14 protein-coding genes and 2 pseudogenes are annotated in these 15,522 nt (G+C 43.1%); 6 read left to right on the top strand and 10 right to left on the bottom strand.

The features are described from left to right. Positions 1–588: 588 nt before the first annotated feature. The 4 genes from J1779_RS01015 to J1779_RS01000 all read right to left on the bottom strand — a co-directional run bounded on the left by J1779_RS01015 (position 589) and on the right by J1779_RS01000 (position 5,516). A complete protein-coding gene (locus tag J1779_RS01015) occupies positions 589–1,227 on the bottom strand; it encodes a CPBP family intramembrane glutamic endopeptidase (RefSeq protein WP_217202618.1) in 639 nt (212 codons plus the stop codon). Positions 1,228–1,525: 298 nt separating this feature from the next. Beyond that, positions 1,526–1,840, bottom strand: coding sequence for a hypothetical protein (locus J1779_RS01010; RefSeq protein ID WP_238485007.1), 315 nt, complete (start codon positions 1,838–1,840; stop codon positions 1,526–1,528). Between the two features lie 288 nt (positions 1,841–2,128). After that, positions 2,129–4,249, bottom strand: a complete 2,121-nt coding sequence (locus J1779_RS01005; RefSeq protein WP_217202617.1) for a peptidase domain-containing ABC transporter — start codon at positions 4,247–4,249, stop codon at positions 2,129–2,131. Then, on the bottom strand, positions 4,242–5,516 hold the full coding sequence (locus J1779_RS01000) for an HlyD family secretion protein (RefSeq protein WP_217202616.1): 1,275 nt from the start codon (positions 5,514–5,516) through the stop codon (positions 4,242–4,244). Before J1779_RS01000 ends, J1779_RS01005 begins: the two co-directional genes overlap by 8 nt. A gap of 595 nt (positions 5,517–6,111) precedes the next feature. On the opposite strand from J1779_RS01000, the gene J1779_RS00995 reads away from it, so the two are divergent. Together J1779_RS00995 and J1779_RS00990 are read left to right on the top strand one after the other, a co-directional pair. After that, entirely contained in the window at positions 6,112–6,249 is a 138-nt protein-coding gene (locus J1779_RS00995) for a hypothetical protein (RefSeq protein WP_217202615.1), read from the top strand. Continuing rightward, a complete protein-coding gene (locus J1779_RS00990; RefSeq protein ID WP_217202614.1) occupies positions 6,246–6,584 on the top strand; it encodes a hypothetical protein in 339 nt (112 codons plus the stop codon). The genes J1779_RS00995 and J1779_RS00990 overlap by 4 nt, the downstream gene beginning before the upstream one ends. Before the next feature lie 95 nt (positions 6,585–6,679). Here the strand turns inward: J1779_RS00990 and J1779_RS00985 are convergent, their stop codons facing one another. Together J1779_RS00985 and J1779_RS00980 are read right to left on the bottom strand one after the other, a co-directional pair. Then, positions 6,680–7,171 carry a CPBP family intramembrane glutamic endopeptidase gene (locus J1779_RS00985; RefSeq protein WP_238485013.1) on the bottom strand — a complete coding sequence of 164 codons (492 nt, stop codon included), beginning with the start codon at positions 7,169–7,171 and terminating at the stop codon, positions 6,680–6,682. A gap of 759 nt (positions 7,172–7,930) precedes the next feature. Next, positions 7,931–8,419: pseudogene (locus tag J1779_RS00980) on the bottom strand (transposase); the annotation flags it as partial. 791 nt (positions 8,420–9,210) lie between these two features. Between J1779_RS00980 and J1779_RS00975 the strand changes: the two are divergent. Further along, positions 9,211–10,260 (top strand): RepB family plasmid replication initiator protein, encoded by a 1,050-nt coding sequence (locus J1779_RS00975; RefSeq protein WP_217202612.1) that lies wholly within the window; start codon positions 9,211–9,213, stop codon positions 10,258–10,260. 672 nt (positions 10,261–10,932) lie between these two features. On the opposite strand, the gene J1779_RS25695 is transcribed toward J1779_RS00975, so the two are convergent. Next, a complete protein-coding gene (locus J1779_RS25695) occupies positions 10,933–11,337 on the bottom strand; it encodes a S24 family peptidase (RefSeq protein ID WP_338019844.1) in 405 nt (134 codons plus the stop codon). 127 nt (positions 11,338–11,464) lie between these two features. Here J1779_RS25695 and J1779_RS00965 point away from each other — a divergent pair, with 127 nt between their 5' ends. Then, positions 11,465–11,776 carry a hypothetical protein gene (locus J1779_RS00965; protein ID WP_217202611.1) on the top strand — a complete coding sequence of 104 codons (312 nt, stop codon included), beginning with the start codon at positions 11,465–11,467 and terminating at the stop codon, positions 11,774–11,776. A 44-nt stretch (positions 11,777–11,820) separates the two neighbouring features. Here J1779_RS00965 and J1779_RS00960 read toward each other — a convergent pair. The 3 genes and pseudogenes from J1779_RS00960 to J1779_RS00955 all read right to left on the bottom strand — a co-directional run bounded on the left by J1779_RS00960 (position 11,821) and on the right by J1779_RS00955 (position 13,287). Next, positions 11,821–12,919 (bottom strand): annotated as a pseudogene (locus tag J1779_RS00960) (ISL3 family transposase). An 18-nt stretch (positions 12,920–12,937) separates the two neighbouring features. Continuing rightward, positions 12,938–13,021, bottom strand: coding sequence for a hypothetical protein (locus tag J1779_RS25450; RefSeq protein WP_238485011.1), 84 nt, complete (start codon positions 13,019–13,021; stop codon positions 12,938–12,940). Then, the gene (locus J1779_RS00955; protein ID WP_238485006.1) at positions 13,018–13,287 is read right to left on the bottom strand and encodes an SH3 domain-containing protein; all 270 of its coding nucleotides are present in this window, start codon (positions 13,285–13,287) and stop codon (positions 13,018–13,020) included. The genes J1779_RS25450 and J1779_RS00955 overlap by 4 nt, the downstream gene beginning before the upstream one ends. A gap of 623 nt (positions 13,288–13,910) precedes the next feature. Here J1779_RS00955 and J1779_RS00950 point away from each other — a divergent pair. Together J1779_RS00950 and J1779_RS00945 are read left to right on the top strand one after the other, a co-directional pair. Next, positions 13,911–14,546: an AAA family ATPase gene (locus J1779_RS00950; RefSeq protein ID WP_217202610.1), complete on the top strand. Its 636-nt coding sequence runs from the start codon at positions 13,911–13,913 to the stop codon at positions 14,544–14,546. Continuing rightward, entirely contained in the window at positions 14,546–14,824 is a 279-nt protein-coding gene (locus J1779_RS00945; RefSeq protein ID WP_120509974.1) for a ribbon-helix-helix domain-containing protein, read from the top strand. The genes J1779_RS00950 and J1779_RS00945 overlap by 1 nt, the downstream gene beginning before the upstream one ends. The last annotated feature ends 698 nt before the right edge of the window (positions 14,825–15,522 follow it).

Below are 15,522 nucleotides of genomic sequence, written 5' to 3'. Positions count from 1 at the left end.
TGAGGCCAAAAAAAAGGAAACAGGATGCTGAAGCAAAACACAACTTGCCATTGATTCCTAATCAACCATGTCAATTTGCATAACCTTAACAAGGTTATGCAAATGTTCCATATTTTCGAAGTAGTTATCTCTTATCCTTAAATTAAGGTTACTACCAGTAGTTTCACGTATCGTCGTTGCTAAAATATTCTTGAAGCATGTCACTAAAAAGCCAGCTTCTTGGCACAGAGCTGTCAAAGTAACACCAAGGGCATCATGAGTGCTGAAACTCTCACCCCAGATAAATTAACCGTTCTGCCGGAGCTAACGTCGGGTTTGAATGCTAATGGAGCGGAAACGTACGCTAAGATCGTTACTATATGATTATAATTCTATAAATCCCTAGCATGGTCGGTAATATTTATGTAGTTTTATTACCGGGTTTATTAACTCTGGAAGTGACGAAAAACGCTTGGCTACAGGGATCAACGAAAGAGTAAACAAAATGCTTCTTCTCTTTACTCATCTGAATTGCTCAGAAAAATACGCTCAGCGTACGATCTCGTGCGGTTGGGCTTTAAACCCCCAACTTTTGCTTTGCCACGGAAACTAAACTAAAACTGCAGCACTATTCATTAACATATGTAATGTTATAGGTAATAACAAACCATTAGTTTTCCTTCTTGCGGAAACCAATATTAATGATATGAAAAAAAGAATAACCATTGAGTTTATATCAGTATATTGTGTATGGAGTAGTGAAAATGTTATTGATGTAACACATGATGCAAAATATGGATTTTTAATCCATATTTGTAATGCGCTAAATAAGCCACCCCTAAAAGATATTTCCTCATACAATGGCACCATGAAAATCAAAGTTAATTGTGTTAACCAGTAAACATATCTAGGGAAAAGTTGAGGTTGATTACTCATTCCGATTAATTTATCTTGACCTAGTAGAAAAGGATAACCTAACTGAATGCACAGTATCGCTATGGAGTACACTATTAATTGTGAAAAACTAAAATTTCCAAGGCCAAATCCTGGTAACTTTTTAAATCGGTAAAAATAAAGTGGCACAATTATCATAAACTCTAATATAAAAAGGAATGGATAGAATAACCCATGACTAATCAATAGATTTCTATTAGGATAAAATAGAGGAATGCCTGTTATGATAAGCATCAATGCAAACAATGAAAAGCAATGTAGTGCCATTTTTTTCTGTTTCTTATTGCCAATCATTTTTTCTCTTAAAAATTGGGTGATTACTTATCTTGTCAAAAATAAAATTCACAAACTCTTTAATAATTCTTGTAAAGTTTAAGACATATAAGCAATAGGTTTCGTAAACCCCAAAATGTTAATAAGCTTATAATCGCATCTATGACGTGAGTTCCATAAGAATAAACTAATAAAGATGAGTTATTAACAATAACAATCGAGATTACAAAACCCAATATACTTAGGAATGCATTTTCTTTTTTACTTATCACTATTTACCATCCATTAACATGCCCCTTAATTATAAGGGGCAATTTTTTTACCAGTGGCATTGCCCGTTTACACTATTGCTATTACTGTCTCCACCGAAGGCACCACCTTGACTGCCATTACCACCAGCGCAAGATACACCTGTCATTAAACCGGCACTTGTAGCACCTACAATAACCCCTGGTGGCCCACCCGATATGCCAACAACTGCTCCAATAATGATATTCATTCCAACTTGATTTGCACAGGTATTTGGCGCACCACCACGGCTTGAGCCGCCACGGTTATTGGTGCGACTAGATGTATCATTTCCACTTCCACTGCCTGATACTTGGTCTAACATGCTAGGATCAATCAGCTTCATAACAACTACTTTGTTTTGTGAGACCCCATTATTAAAGAAATGTAAATTTATTTTTGTGATCAGAATCACTTTTTAATTAAAATTAAATTTTATATTGTTATAAGCATACCTATTATTTTGAATGATAGTTATGGATGTTTTTTATCATAACTTTAAAAATATTATTTAAGCAACTCATCTTTTTCTTGGGGTTTCCTTCAATATCACCTAAAACGTCTAGGAATGGGTAGCAACTAATTTATACTTCAGCAAGTTATACCGGAAACTATAAATACTTTTCCAGAAGCGTTATTCATCATACAGATCATTATTATCCAGATATATTACCCTGTCTGCCGACGCTATCGTCGTTTCTCGGTGAGCAATGATAATCCTTGTGATGTCTAGTGCTTTGATCGCGAGATTCACCATCGCCTCACTTTCCTTGTCCAGGGCGCTGGTAGCCTCATCTAAGAACAAGACTGCAGGTTTCTTGTAAATCGCCCGGGCTAGAAACAGTCGTTGTTTTTGCCCCCCTGATAACCCTTCTCCTAATTCACCGATCAGGGTTTCGTACCCCATGGGCATTTGCTTGATGACCTCATGCAGGTAGCTGGCTCGGGCGCAATCCTGCATCCAGGCTTCATCCACTTCATCAGCAAAGCCGCAGATATTCTCTCGGATGGAGCCGGAGAACAGCTTGTCATCCTGCATCACGCACGCGATCATTTTGTGGTAATTGTTGATACCCAACTGCTGAATATCGATTCCGTTCACCTCGACCCTGCCATTATCAGGATAAAACAGCCCACAAAGAACCTTCATCAGGGTGGTTTTGCCCGAACCGGACGGCCCAACAATAGCCACACTTTCACCAGGAGCGATAGTGATGTCCAGCCCGTTGAAAATGGGCGGAGACTGGCTGTCATAACGATAACTAAGCTCTCGCGTTGCAAGCGACATCGGCTGCAGGCGAGCCTCATAAGGGAGGTCAGGCTTACGGTTTTCCTGCGGATGCAGGGCAATATCGGCAATCCGCTCGTTGTGCAGGCTCATCATGCGCAATTGCAGTAAGAAATTGGTCAACGACCCAATTCTGTCGGAGAACTGTCCGCGAAAAACGCCAAACGCGACGAACATACCAATAGTCATTTGGTTATCGATCACGAGGCTGGTTCCCAACCATAAGATAACCACCTGATCACAGGCAGAGACAAAGGTGTTAATGCCGCCAAACAGCATGTCCATCTTAGTCACTCGGATCCCGGTATTGATGGTATCGATTTCCAGATTGAGCCAGTGGGCGCTCCGTCTTTCTGCTATCCCCTGCATTTTGACAGTCGCGATGCCGTAAAGGGTTTCCATGAAATATGAGCCGGCTCGGGCACTTCTGACTAAAGACTCCTCTGACAGTTGTCTGTAATAACCGTAGGTCAGCAGGCGAAGTAGCACATACAGGGCAGTGAAGGCTATAACTATCCAGGTTAATCCTCCCCCGTATAAAATCATCATCACAAGTACGCCGACCACCATGATAATGTCCATAATGGCGCCGACAATACTGGCCGTGAAGGTGCTGCGTAATGCATCCAATGAGCCAAATCGAGATTGAATATCCCCCAGTTTACGACGTTCAAAGTAGCCCAAGGGAAGTCTTAACAGATGGTTGAACAGCCCGGATTGCCACTGTACGTTAATGAGGGTAGCCATGACCAAGGAAGACCAGGCCCGCACCATGCTGACTGCTGACCGCAGTAGAATAAAAAACAGCAGCCCCGCGCAGATCAAGGTCAGCAGTCCGCGATCGCCAGCAGGGATCGCATGATCCATCACCAGTTGTGTACCCACCGGCATCACAAGGTTGATGGTTTCTATCACCAGTGACAGACAAAAAATCTTACCTAGCGTGGCTTTTAGCCCATGTACGCTGCCCATAAGCGTGCTAAGACTAAGCCGGTTTTGCACGGTGTCTGCTTTGAAAGCGGCTCCTGGCCAGGCCTCCATTGCCACGCCTGTGAAACTGTGCGACAACTCGGCCATCGTAATCGCTCTGCGGCCTCTTGCCGGGTCATGTATCACCACGTAATTACGCCTGACGTTTACCAGAACAACAAAATGGTTAAACTCCCAGTGCAGTATGCACGGCATTTTTAGTGCGCTAAGATCGTCGATATCCAGTGACAGAGGACGTGAGGATAAGCCAAGCTGTTCTGCTATGCCGGTTAATCCTGATAATGTGGTGCCCCGCGCGGAGAGGTTAAACTGCCGACGCAGAGCAATCAGGTCGATGTTTTTACCATAGTGGCCACAGATCATCGCCAGGCAAGCGAGGCCACACTCAGAAGACTCCGTTTGATGAACCAGCGGGACGCGTTGCCGAAGCCGGATGTCGAGTTTTCCGAGTAGTTTTTTGACAGAGAGCCTACTCATTGACCGGTCCCGACGCGCTGTTTTTCATGTCGTAGAACGGTGATAACATCCACTGATATATTTTCCTTTTTTCAAAAAATAGCGTGCTCTCGGCTTTCATGCCGTTTTCCAGGCTAAGGCGTTTACCATTATACCTAATGGCCTGCTTCTCGGGTCTGACGATAACTTTGTAGTAAGGGATTGTAGAAGTCAGTGCTGCTTTAGGCGCCCCCTGATAGGTCAGCATTTCCTGAGGGGACGCCGGTGCCTTGGAAATCACTGACACCGTGCCGGAAAACTGCCCAAATTTCTGCGAAGGGAAGGCTTCATAGCGAATGTTGACCCGGTCCCCTGGGGAAATATAGGGAATAGCATCATTGGGTACCCAAACTACCAGAGAGTAGTGATCAATGCTGGGCGGTATCACCTGCAGCAAGCTGTCGCCGACGTTGACCATTTGTCCTACGGTGACGCTAAGGGAGTCGACACGGCCGTCAACCAGAGCACGGACAATGATGTTGCCTCCGGCATCAATATTCACCAGCTCTTTTTGCAGTTCGTAGCGCTGCAGTTCCATCTGATAAATTTGGTTATCAAACTCTGAGGCTTGTGTGTGGATTTGACTTTCCAGCGCGGTGATCTGTAGGGCGTTTTGCTCGTTTTGGGCTGAAAGACCCAACAGATTATTCTGCTGTTGATAATAAAGTGCCACTTGATTAGTTAGCTGATCCTTATTAATAAGCCCCTTCGTCTGATAACGCCGGTAATTTTCCATATTATCTTTCATAATACGAAGCCCTTCCTCAGCGCGCCTGAGTATGTCTGTGGAACGCTGGAGAGCAGCGGTATATTGTGATTTCTGTTTCTCCAACATCCCGACCGTGTCTTTTTTACTGCTTTCCAGCCGGCTGATAATTTGTGCAATGCGCTCCAGCTGGTCCTCGATATCCCGGCGTTGATTATCGCTGACAACGCCGCTGCGTGTGCTTTTGCTCACATCAATCTGATATATAGGCGTGCCTCTTTTGATAACCTGTCCCTCAGTCACAAATTCTTTGACGATCACCCCCTGAACCCCAGAATAAACGTTAGCCACGCGCGGATATGTACTAATCTCTCCGGTGACATTGACTCTGCGGGTGTAGTTTACAGTGATAATAAAGGTCAGGAAGGCTGTAATAAAGATGAGGCATAAGGAGGCGGTAACCCAAAGGGGAATTCCGGGCAGGAGAAGCGCTCTACCACGCCATTTCATTTTCTGATTATCGATCGCTTCCTGGCGAAACACGGTCTGTACGTCCTTATCGAGTGGGTAAGTGATGCATCACCTTCATTATTACATAACTTTACGTTGCTACAACAAATGTTATTTTAAAAGCCCATTTAACGTCTCATACTGAAATTTACTTATGCAGGAGCATGTAAATCCTCAATGCTTGCCATTCTGGCCAGACATTTTATCTCTTTCAACCTCTGCGAACTTGGTCGCAAATGAGATCCAATCTTGGGTCATCACGTAGAATCGGGCTATATCCAGTCCAGAATGGTATCACTGTTATGTTTGATGTCCTTTGCCACCGAACATACGTCGGGTTAGGATAAACTCAGTGAATTAATATTCTAATACATTTCAGAAGCTTATAAAAAAAATAAACCTTGTCATATTGTTTACGCGCAAATCGACAAATACAAAAGAAAATGGATTTTGACAAAATTTTAAAAAACCGAAACGAAATGTAACTAAATATTTATAAACTGACAAAAAGCTTACTTTTGGCGTATAACTACTTTGGACATTTTGATGACGAGGTTTACGAAAAGAGAAAGCTATCACAGTACAGACGTGTTTTTGCTTTGTATTTCATTCTTTATATGGAATGGATATGTGTATTCGTAAAAAGCTAAAAAAGGGTTATAGACTTTCTCCTGTTGCAAGTGTCCGCATCACTGCTAAAGATTTTTTTGGTGGAGACCAAATCTATAGTAGAAAACAATCTAATCATAACGAGGGTAAAAAATGATAAAAGAACTTTCTCAATCTGAATTAGCTTTAGTCGCAGGCGGAAATGCTAACTCTAATTACGAAGGCGGCAGTAGTCGAAACAACCAACGCAATCAATCTTCTTGGAGCCATATGGCTCAAAATGCGCCTGCTCATATTTACGGTGGTCCTGGAACGGTTGAGTGCGCAAATGGGGTTTTTGGTGCTCTGGCAAAAGGTTTTCCTAACGCAGGGAAAATGGCGGTGGGTGTGGCTAAAAATGCAAGTAAATGCCTGTCCGATAATGGCGGTCGCGGCGGCGCTTTTGGCGGCGACTCCAATGCTAACAGTGTTAATGGTCAATGCCATTGGTAAAGGCTGGTGAATAGTCTTTATTAAGCTAATTTACCCTAAAGTGATAATCACTTTAGGGTAATTAAGAGCATTTTGCTCAAAAACTGTGAAAAGGCTTACTGCAACGTTAAACTCAAAAAGTTCATGTATGAGTGTAAAATGACAGGATAAAGAAGCCCGCCAGTGCGTATACTTATGTAATAAAGCAACAATCCAGAAATAAAAATATTCAACTGTTGATAGATTTCGTAAGAGTTGAAATGAAATGCACAGAAAACAAACGTAGTTACTAAACAACTCACCAGCCTGTTGTTATTGGATTTCAAATTAATAACACCCAATATAAATCCTCTAAAAAAAACCTCCTCATATAATGGGGCAATAAAGACTAGCACGATGAAGAGGGGGATAGTAACAGGAGTGCTATCATACCCAGACCGCTCGCTGTGGATATGAATTAACTCTGAGGCTACAAAGCAAAATAGCAGTAAAATTAAAAGTGTAATGACATTGCTTTGGGAGGCCGAAAAACTAAAGTTAATGCCGTTTATTTTTTTTGAAAAATTTTTATAAATGTACGTGGAAAGAGATAGTTGACAAATCAGCATAAATATTATTGCGTCGTCAAACCCAACTTGAAAATAACTCGTTAGAATATAAGGAGAGATGGTAAACAATAGGTAAAAAAATATTATAACCAATGGTTTTTTTTTAATTTTGGGTATTTCTGAGGCGTCGCCTATCATTTTTCAGCCCTAAAAAACTGCATTGTCAGCATTACTGATTCAGACAGGTTGAATGATTTAAATCATCGTTAATTAATCTATAAAAGCCATTTTAAAATGGCTTTTATAGGGAAATACGGAGTCAAACGCTATCTTTATGATTTGAATTGGTTTTTTCTGCGATCCACGATCCAGCTTTGAGCATAAAACATACCAGAAGCAAGCTGCCGACAAGACTTAAGAGAGGATGAGCCGTATACTGGCTTCCTAAAGGATTAAGTGGGGAGTAGTGTATGACTAACAAAGACAATATCAAACCTGCTAACACAAACATAAACTTTTTCATGATCCTCACCTTTTCAATTTTAAAATTAATATAACAAGCATGTTTTATGGTCATTTTAGTACGAAGGCGCTTGTAATGGTTACGCTAAATACCGAGCCATTTTAAAATTCCTAACTAGCATCAGATAGTAGCTCATACCATTTTAAGTTTCAAAAAAGCCTCACATTATGAGAAATTATAACCTCATTAGGCTTCAAAATCCAGTAAGGCGTTGGTTAAAATATTATAATATCTCCCTCTCAATCATGAAGTTAACAGATCCCCATAGCCATATTGTATGGGTTGCAATTCTTTCCTAAACAGCCTTCCCTGCGCAAAAGAATATGAATGCGCGGGCAACCATAGCGGATCCGTGTCTCCGCAATTTCTCTATATCCGGTGAGTCAGGGCCCTGTCATCACGACAACTGCGATAGAGGTATACCGTGCGACTCTGCATCATTAAACGGCAACCACGACGCAGCCCGATACGATAGGCGTCCAGCAGGTAAGTCACAGCTTCACGCTTCTGAATGGGCCTCAGAACTTTTTTCGAATGACATCCTGGAGCATTTCCTTATCCAGACTGAGGTCCGCCACCAGATGCTTAAGCTGTTGTTTTTCGTCCTCAAGCTGCCGTAAACGGTGCAGTTCTGTTACGCCCATACCGCCAAATTTTTTCTTCCAGTTATAAAAAGTGGCTTCAGAAATACCCATCTTTCTGCACACTTCTTCCACCCGAGTGCCTGTTTCGGCCTGTTTAAGGGCGAATGCTATCTGTTCTTCGGTATAACGGGTCTTTTTCATGGTTGATATGCCTCTCAGTGAGATGAAAGAAAGACCGGATACTTTAGTTTAGGCTGGCACTGTTTTCAGGGAGGAGATCACTTTAGTACTTAACTAATTGATTCAGCCTGGAGCGCTTTTCTTTATTCATATGTTATCCACTTTTCCACAGGTTAGATCCAATAATAAGATCCTATATAGATCATCTAATAGATCAAAAGAGATCCCCACTCCTCTGTAAGCCACGTTCTACAAGGGCTTAATAGGCATTGCTAACCACTATGAGAAGTAAACTAACCGCTATACTGAGCATAATAACCACTATGAAAGGTAAATTAACTTCGCTGGTGAGGAAGTTAAAACCACTACAGTGAGTAAATCTGCAATCGAGCTGTGGACAGTGTTCTTAGAAATGACTTTGATAAGTCGCTGAAACCTAGAAATAATCCTCAAGGTGATTGATGTGGTCAAAATAATGCTCACAGTTTAATCACAGAGTGGGTTCTCGGTTGTTATCACTGCGTGGATCTTTATCGATAAACTTAAAGCTCTGTTTTTAAAGTTATCCTATGCTTCGATCCAATAATAAGATCCTTATAGAACCTATAAGACCCAAAGAGATCCCCGATCCTCTGCAGGCCTTGCGGTATCTGGGTAAAATGAAGATAGTTAACCGCTGTAGTCAGTAAAACAACCACTGTGAAAAGCAAACTAACCACTATGACCTGTGGTAAAACCGCTATAGTGAGTGTTAGTATCCACTGTATTGTGTATTACGAGTCTCTTATCCACATTCCTTGTGAGAGCTGATAATGTCTGAAAATGAGCCTAAAAACATAGAGATAGCAAAGGCTTTCTCTGAAACCGATAAGCGAACGGGTGAACTTGTTACTCTGGTTCCTAACAGCAATAACACTGTTCAGCCTGTAGCATTGATGCGGTTGGGCTTATTTGTACCCACTTTGAAGTCTACTGCCCGCGGCCGTAAGGGTCAGATGAACTCAATGGATGTCACTTCTGAGCTGAAGCAGCTTTCGATCGTGAAGTCTGAAGGATATGAGAACATTAAGATCACCGGTGCACGGCTTGATATGGACAACGATTTCAAGACCTGGGTTGGGATCATCCATGCTTTTGCCAAGCATAAGGTCCTGGGAGACTCTGTATACCTGCCTTTTGTTGAGTTCGCTAAATTATGTGGTATTCCCTCAGCACGCTCCTCAGCGAAGCTCAGGGCGCGTCTGGAAGCCTCTCTTGAGCGTATCGCAACTAACACCTTGTCTTTTTCGAATAAAGAGGGGGACTATTACGTTACCCACCTCGTTCAGTCAGCAAAATACAGCCCGAAGAAGGATGCCGTAGAACTGCAGGCAGATCCGAAGATTTTTGAACTGTATCAGTTTGATAAAAAAGTTCTTCTCCAGCTTCGTGCGATCAATGAACTCTCCCGCAAAGAGTCTGCTCAGGCCCTCTATACTTTCATCGAAAGTCTTCCGACAGATCCCGCTCCGATTTCCATGTCTCGCCTGCGCGCTCGTCTTAATCTGACATCCCGAGCCATCACACAGAACGCAACTGTTCGTAAGGCGATGGAACAACTTAAGGCTATCGGCTATCTCGATTATACGGAGGTTAAACGTGGTAAAGCTGTATACTTCTGTATCCACTACAGGCGGCCAAAATTGAGGCCGGCTCAGATCCCTACTGGTATTAGTGACGATGTGTACGATGTCCTGGACGAGGAACATATCATTGATGTCCCCGCTGAGAAGGATAGCGATTCAACAGAGCCGCGTGAGATGGTCATGCTGACCAAAGAAGAGCTTGAGTTACTTGAACAACTTCGCCAGTCCAAAAGATAGTTTCAACCCCCTCATATTCCCTGTGGCCTCAAGTCTGCTGGAAGTTTTTAGCAGGGTTTTTTCCTTTAACCACTGTGGTATGCAAGCCAACCACTGTAGTGAGCAGACTATCCACTGCAAACAGCAAGCCGGGCATTATAAAATTCAGCTAACCACTATTATCAGTAATATCTACTCCCTGTAGTGGTTATTTACTTGTTTCGACCTTACCCCCCTAGTAGTCACTAACCCGCAACCCTATATAGCCTCTGAGTCAGTGGTTGCTAACTTATTACGTTCTCTCGCTATTTGCTCTCTATAGTGGTTATTACTCATCATAGTGGCTGTTACTGATTACAGTGGTTTTCTACACACTCTAGTGGATATCACTCGCTGTAGTGGTTTCTACTTACCATAGTGGATATATGTGCCGACTCAAAGAGAATGCTCTCTATAGTGGATGTATCGAATATCTAATTTATTTAGGTAAAAGATTGTTGTAGAGGGATTTGAGACACTGTCACTTCTGCTTTGATACTCGTGAAACACTCCTTATAAGATCCCTTAGGCACTGTGCGCTGACACTTATCCTCAAAACGGTTTATCCACTATTTTGGGCGCTTAGTCGTGCCGCTATTTGAAATCCTCTAAGCATGTGTACCGTCTATACTTATCATTCTAACTGAGGGCTCTTTATGTATGTTTGGACGATTTACCCAGTATGAACCGCGTTCTCACTATATCGATGTGCTTTCCCCTGATAGAGAATTCGCAGGCGGCATCGATGACATTCCGATTGGCCGTTATAACGTCGCTCCCGGGAAGCGCGTGCTCATACTCAATCAACGAGATGATAAAATTTTTCTCGATCCTGTCCACAACAAGCATCGAACCTTCGTAAATGCCCGCATCAACCATACTCATCCCTGTGGCCATCACAAAGTAAGTGGCGGCTGGATGATTTATACAGAGCTCGTTTAAGTCAATGCCCTTCTCAATATAATCCTGAGCCGGCGAGGGAAATCCAGCCTGAACTTTATCTTGAAAGAAAGGGGTCAGCAGCTTCAAAGGCTCAGGTGTTGGGTAAAAGACATTCATGATTGATACTCACTAAATACTGTTTATACATGGGTCTTCCCCGCTCATGGTGGGTTCACGGATATGTTTTGATCGACCCTGTCTTTTTCAGTTAAGTTATTAGTCCAACTTTCGCTGGAGAAGAACAATGATCGTAAGGACATGGCATGGATGTGTACCGCTTGAACACGCTGAGGGTTTCGATGCACATCTTGATTTAACTGGTGTGAGACATTCTAAGGGGATTGAGGGTAACAAAGGTGCTTTTGTAAAAAGAGTTACTCAAGGAAGCTGGGAACATTTTTTCCTTGCAACATATTGGGAAGATATTGAGGCGGTTAAGGCTTTCGCGGGTAACGACTACCATGTGGCTGTCAACTATCTCGACGATGATAAATTTCGCTTATTGTCTGATCCATATGTTTTCCAGCATGAAGTAGAAGTTATTCATCCACTTTGAGTAAATTAATAAGCAGCCTAGTTTTGGTTGCTTATTCCGATCGTTCAATACCTCATATTTAACTTTCCATAGTGGTACAGCACGCCCAGTTTGAACCGTTCTTTATTCCTGAAGCCTCTTGATTTGACCCTGAGTAGCCGTATTTTACTGTTCAGAGACTCCGCATTGCCGCTCGATACCCGGTTTTTCATTGCATTCAGGATGCCGTAAAGGCGCTTTGCCACCATGCGGGCAACGCTGGCCATGAGCGGAATCCCGGTATCTTTGGCCATAGTCATCCATTCTTGCCAATGTTTACGACTATGGTCGTCACAGCGGCGATGCCACAGATCGCGTGCAAGCTCCTTCATTACCCAACACTGGCTCGTTTGGGGTAACACCAGCCGGGCAACTTCTAACCTCTCAGCCCTACGCCCGTGGCGATTTTGTTTGCTGTAAAACCACAGATAGCGAGAGGGTGGGCACCTTTTCGGTCTGACGACGGGATTTATTTCATCTCAGCCTAGCGGGTTTTATCAATGACGGCGCACAGCATTTTTGCCACATGAAAGTGATCGAAGGCGATTTTATCCACGGCCTTGGGGAGATGGATGCGGGCTGCACTGATGTAGGCCATGTTCATGTCCATCGACAGCGTTTTTATCTCATCAAGCTGGTGATATCTAAGGCTGCGAAGATAACTGGCAAGGCTCTCTACACTGCGATCATCTGTCAGGTTCAAGGCCCGCCCCTGCCGGTCAGAGATAACAGTGACGTACTGGTGTCCTTTCTTGAAGCCGACTTCATCCACGGTGCTAACTTTCAGCCGTGCGAGAACAAAGGCTTCGAACAGCAAAGTGTAGCGACTACCTGGTCCTGCCTAGGGAACCGGCAGAGTTTGGCAACCGTGATCAGAGCAGTCAACGCGGGGTACATCCGCCTCAACCAGGGTGGTGAACTGACAGGTATCGAGATGACGCCATTTACGACGTTGGTGATCATTATGGAGCAGGATTTACCGCAGGTTGGACAGGTCAATTGTGTGTGCTCAGCAATGCCGACAATGACCGTCACTGAACCAGATTGTTCATCAAGAAAAAGGGATTGTATCTGCCACGGTGCGGACAGGTTAAGGATATGGGCATAGAGGGATTTTTCGTCCATGAAAGCGCTCCAAGTTGATTAGCTACTTAGAAGATTTACACATTCTTCTGGCACCCAACCAGACTCTCTTGTGTGTTTGAGCGCCCAGTACCAGCTGTTCAGAGACTTGATGACAGTAATTTTCTCGTTGCAGCTGACTGATAATTCATGCGCGGTGTAATTTCCAAGACACATAACTTCATTGGAGCTGAGGGGGAAAATATTTGTTGGGGAGCCCATCCGGCTTTTCCTGAGGGGAGTGTTATCCATACCCATCCAGGATACTCAAGGTCACAATGGATGATAACGGCAGTATCATTCTTCGTTATCGAAATGGGGTCAGGAAAAGCAGAAGTGTAATTTCTGATGACAACAGCAGCATTTTTCAAGTGGCATCTCCCATTGTTTGGTGAACAACCAAAATCCTACAACACCACCACAGGGTAAGACCCTTACGCATACAGTATAATCATGGGTTCTTTAGCTTGTGAAGGGCTTATGCTTAGAAAAGTCTTAGGCTCCTGATCAGCAAGGAAACAAAAATTTCCCCCCCTACTCCTCCAGTTCCCAACGTTTCTTATGCCTTACTTTAAATATGTCTGGAATATGACGGAGCGTTTTCTTACTGATGGAGTCATGGGGGATTAAATGGAAGCGGTATTTCTTACGCATGCATACGGAGGGTTCTTGTTGATGAAATGTAGAACTTGATGCTGGGAAGCACTCTCTGCCGGCAATGTTCTGGTTAGAATCTCGCGGTTCGACTTAATTTACTCTAAGCCCACAGTATGCGGTTAGGGCTCAGGTCGGCAATTGGGTTATGGTTAACTACATGTTTATAAAGGCTAAAATTTATTTTCTTGCGAAGTTACGCCGTAACTATTGTTTATTGAAGGAAAAATCCATATGAATAAGTATTACTTCATACATGATAATTACTCGATAATACTTCACATATATATTTTATGAGTTATCATTTAGGAAATGCTACTTTCGATATCACAGGTGACAAATGATCACGATTATTGGATGCAATAAAGGCGGTGCTGCAAAAACAACAACGGCCATCAATCTGGCGGTTGGTCTGGCTCTTCGTGGAGAGGACGTTTGTCTCGTCGATGCTGATGTTCAGCGTTCTGCTTCAAGATGGTATGCAGAGCGCGAAGCCTCAGGCATCACTCCATCCATTACCCTGATTGAGAAACGAGACAACATTTCCCAAACGCTGAGAAGCCTGGATGAAAAGTTTGCTCATGTCATCGTGGACGTTGCGGGACGCAATAGCCGGGAGTTGATCACAGGGGGTACCGTTGCCCATCAGATTATCGCGCCCCACCAGTGTTCACAGTTAGACCTGGATACTATGGTTGAACTGCAGCAGCAGCTGGAAAGTATGCGCGATTTGAATCCTGAGCTTAAGGCCTACTGCTATCAAAGTATGGCAACGACTAACCCGCTGTTGCAGGGTAACGAACGACATGAGTTTCTGGAGTATGTGCGTGAGTTTGAAGGGCTCATTCCTTTGACCTCCACAGCATGTTACCGGAAGGTTTACCGTGATGTTATGTCAGAAGGTAAATCTGTACTCGAGACATCTAACGAAAAAGCCAAGGCAGAAGTTCTGGCATTGCTGAATGAGGTATTTTGATGGCCTTAAAAAAACCCCCATTTTCAAATCGCCGAGTCGTAACAGAAGCTGAAGCTGACGCTCTGGCTAACAGACTGGCCGACCGCCCTTATGGTGACGAAAAAGTTGTTGCTGAACCTGCTCAGGAAATTCTGACAAGGACAACTATCTCTTTACCTCAGAACACGCTGCGAGAGATTGAAGATCTTGCCCTGCATAATAAGCGTAATGGTATTAGCCCGAAAAGCGTAAGTGCAATCATTCGTGATGCCCTGGATACTTACCTTAAAAAAGTTTGATACCAAGCAGCATTGGTAACCAAGCGGCTACCAATGCTGTTTTGAATAATCTCATACATTTCCTTAGCCACCGTGTTCCTTACTGCCTTCTCTCCTTTCCAACGTCTCCCATTGAGCTCAACGTTCCAAGAACACTCTCAATCCAGGGTCTCCGGTTAATTACTCAGTGGGTTTAATCATTATTAGATGATAAGTATTAAGTAGTAAGTCACACTTAACACCGCCCTACTATGGCTTTGGTTACTTATGAAATACTAAGTATGAAATGTGAAATGTGTTTTTGTGGGTTTTAAGCTCAGGCATAACAAACTATGTGACTGAATAAATGATGTTTCATACTTCATGCTTCATGCTTCATGCTTCATGCTTCATACTTCATAAGTGACAAATTCTATCGATTACTGCACCTCTCTCAAAAACGTTGAAGGCATGCCAGTCTTTGTATGATTTACTCAGGGCGTATGTCACAACGCATAAGTGTGAAGTATTGGTTATTACTTGAATAAGCTTTTTATTGTTTTTACGCTATGCACTATTCGTATCTATGCAATGTGAATTATTACATCATACTTCCTAACTCCTAACTCCTAACTCCTAACTCCTAACTCCTAACTCCTAACTCCTAACTCCTAACTCCTAACTCCTAACTCCTAACTCCTAACTCCTAACTCCTAACTCCTAACTCCTAACTCCTAACT

Origin of the sequence: Rahnella rivi (assembly GCF_019049655.1) — a bacterium.
GTDB classification, from domain to species: Bacteria; Pseudomonadota; Gammaproteobacteria; order Enterobacterales; family Enterobacteriaceae; genus Rahnella; species Rahnella rivi.
The sequence above is the reverse complement of the archived record's forward strand: the minus strand, read 5'-3'. Positions and strand labels throughout refer to the sequence as shown.

Excerpts from the sequence above, each read along its gene's own strand:
- J1779_RS01015 (WP_217202618.1), bottom strand. The coding sequence starts at position 1,227 with ATGATTGGCAATAAGAAACAGAAAAAAATGGCACTACATTGCTTTTCA.
- J1779_RS00965 (WP_217202611.1), top strand. The coding sequence starts at position 11,465 with ATGATCGTAAGGACATGGCATGGATGTGTACCGCTTGAACACGCTGAG.
- J1779_RS00975 (WP_217202612.1), top strand. The coding sequence starts at position 9,211 with ATGTCTGAAAATGAGCCTAAAAACATAGAGATAGCAAAGGCTTTCTCT.
- J1779_RS01005 (WP_217202617.1), bottom strand. The coding sequence starts at position 4,249 with ATGAGTAGGCTCTCTGTCAAAAAACTACTCGGAAAACTCGACATCCGG.
- J1779_RS00945 (WP_120509974.1), top strand. The coding sequence starts at position 14,546 with ATGGCCTTAAAAAAACCCCCATTTTCAAATCGCCGAGTCGTAACAGAA.
- J1779_RS00950 (WP_217202610.1), top strand. The coding sequence starts at position 13,911 with ATGATCACGATTATTGGATGCAATAAAGGCGGTGCTGCAAAAACAACA.
- J1779_RS00990 (WP_217202614.1), top strand. The coding sequence starts at position 6,246 with ATGATAAAAGAACTTTCTCAATCTGAATTAGCTTTAGTCGCAGGCGGA.
- J1779_RS01010 (WP_238485007.1), bottom strand. The coding sequence starts at position 1,840 with ATGAAGCTGATTGATCCTAGCATGTTAGACCAAGTATCAGGCAGTGGA.
- J1779_RS00995 (WP_217202615.1), top strand. The coding sequence starts at position 6,112 with ATGTGTATTCGTAAAAAGCTAAAAAAGGGTTATAGACTTTCTCCTGTT.
- J1779_RS25695 (WP_338019844.1), bottom strand. The coding sequence starts at position 11,337 with ATGAATGTCTTTTACCCAACACCTGAGCCTTTGAAGCTGCTGACCCCT.
- J1779_RS00985 (WP_238485013.1), bottom strand. The coding sequence starts at position 7,171 with ATGCTGATTTGTCAACTATCTCTTTCCACGTACATTTATAAAAATTTT.